The 1,826-nt window shown below is 74.0% G+C and carries 1 protein-coding gene; it reads left to right on the top strand.

Annotation, left to right across the window (positions count from 1 at the left end):
• Positions 1–273: 273 nt before the first annotated feature.
• Positions 274–1,725: an amidase gene (locus ACFV4F_RS43255; protein ID WP_380511526.1), complete on the top strand. Its 1,452-nt coding sequence runs from the start codon at positions 274–276 to the stop codon at positions 1,723–1,725.
• The last annotated feature ends 101 nt before the right edge of the window (positions 1,726–1,826 follow it).

Here is a 1,826-nt window from a genome sequence, read left to right as displayed (position 1 = left end):
GCGCCGGGGGTTCCGCTGGGTTTTAAACCGTAATCGTTCTGGTGGGCCCGACCGGCGGGTAATTTGTGGTGGTGGTGGTGGGGGGGGGGCCCCCCCGGGGGGGCGGGGGCGCCCCCCCCGACGCAGCCGCGTGTGATCACGTTCCTGGGCATCGGGGCGGCCCAGGCCACCCTGGTCCGGGTAGGGCGACCGGTGACGATGGTGCGGCCGCCCGAACCCGTTGCGAGAAAAGGGATTTCGTGGCTCCTCCGGGCCCTCTGTACGGTCCGGCTCATGGACTGGAACTTCGAATCGGCCGAGAACCTCGCGGTCGCCCTGCGCTCCGGCGACGTGACCTCGGTGGAACTGACGGACGCGGCGATCGCCCGCATCGAGCGGGAGGACGGCGCGGTCAACGCGATCTGCGTACCGGACTTCGACCGGGCGCGCGCCGCCGCCCGCAGCGCCGACGAGGCGCTCGCCCGGGGCGAGGACCGCCCGCTGCTCGGCATCCCGGTGACGGTCAAGGAGTCCTACGACGTCGCCGGGCTCCCCACGACCTGGGGCCTCCCGCAGCACCGCGACCACCTGCCGGCCGAGGACGCGGTGCAGGTCGCGCGGCTCCGGGCGGCGGGCGCGGTCGTGCTCGGCAAGACCAACGTGCCCGTCGGGCTGCAGGACATCCAGAGCTTCAACGGCATCTACGGCACCACCGGCAACCCCTGGGACCACACCCGTACGTCGGGCGGCTCCTCCGGCGGGTCGGCGGCGGCCCTGGCCTCCGGGTTCGGCGCGCTGTCCATCGGCTCCGACATCGCCGGCTCGCTGCGCACCCCCGCGCACTTCTGCGGCATCTACGCCCACAAGCCGACGCTCGGGCTGGCCGCGGCCCGCGGCATGGCCCTGCCGTCCGCGCCGGTCCTGCCGGCCGAGCTGGACCTCGCCGTCGTCGGCCCGATGGCGCGCACGGCCCGCGACCTGACGCTCCTGCTCGACGTGATGGCCGGGCCGGATCCGCTGACCTTCGGTGTGGCGTACGGCCTGGCGCTGCCGCCCGCGCGCCACGAGCGGCTCGCCGACTTCCGGGTCCTGGTCCTCGACGAGCACCCGTACATCCCGACCGGCGCCGCCGTGCGGGCGGGAATCGACCGGGTGGCCGCCGCGCTCCTCGAAGGCGGCGCCCGCGTCGACCGGCACAGCCCGCTGCTGCCCGATCCGGCGGAGGCCGCCAGGCTCTACACCCAGCTCCTGATCTCGGGCGCCACCGCACACTTCCCCGTCGAGGCGTACGAGGAACTGCAGTCCCTCGCCGCCGCGTTGAGCCCCGACGACCAGAGCCTCGACGCGGTGCGGCTGCGCGCCATGGTGTTCACCCACCGCGACTGGATCGTGGCGAACAACCACCGCGAGCTCCACCGCCACGCCTGGCGTCAGTTCTTCGCCGAGTACGACGCCGTGGTGTGCCCGATCACCCCGACCCCGGCGTTCCCGCACGACCACACCCCCGACCTGAGGGCGCGCAGCCTCGACATCGACGGCGTCGCACACCCGTACATGGACCAGCTGGTCTGGGCCGGCATGGCCACGATGCCCGGTCTGCCCGCCACCGCCATACCCGCGGGGCGGTCCCCCGAGGGCCTCCCGGTGGGCGTGCAGATCATCGGCCCGATGTTCGAGGACCGGACCCCGCTGAAGCTGGCCGAGCTCCTGGAAGAGAGGATCGGCGGCTTCACCGCACCGAGGTAGCGCACGCTCCGGCGGCCACGCGCGCGGCCCGGGGGGGGGGGGGGCGGAGAGGGCGATCAGCGCAGACCCACCACAGCACCACCGCAGGGTCGTGCTGGTGA

This window comes from Kitasatospora sp. NPDC059722 (assembly GCF_042733235.1).
Lineage (GTDB): Bacteria > Actinomycetota > Actinomycetes > Streptomycetales > Streptomycetaceae > Kitasatospora.
The sequence above is the reverse complement of the archived record's forward strand: the minus strand, read 5'-3'. Positions and strand labels throughout refer to the sequence as shown.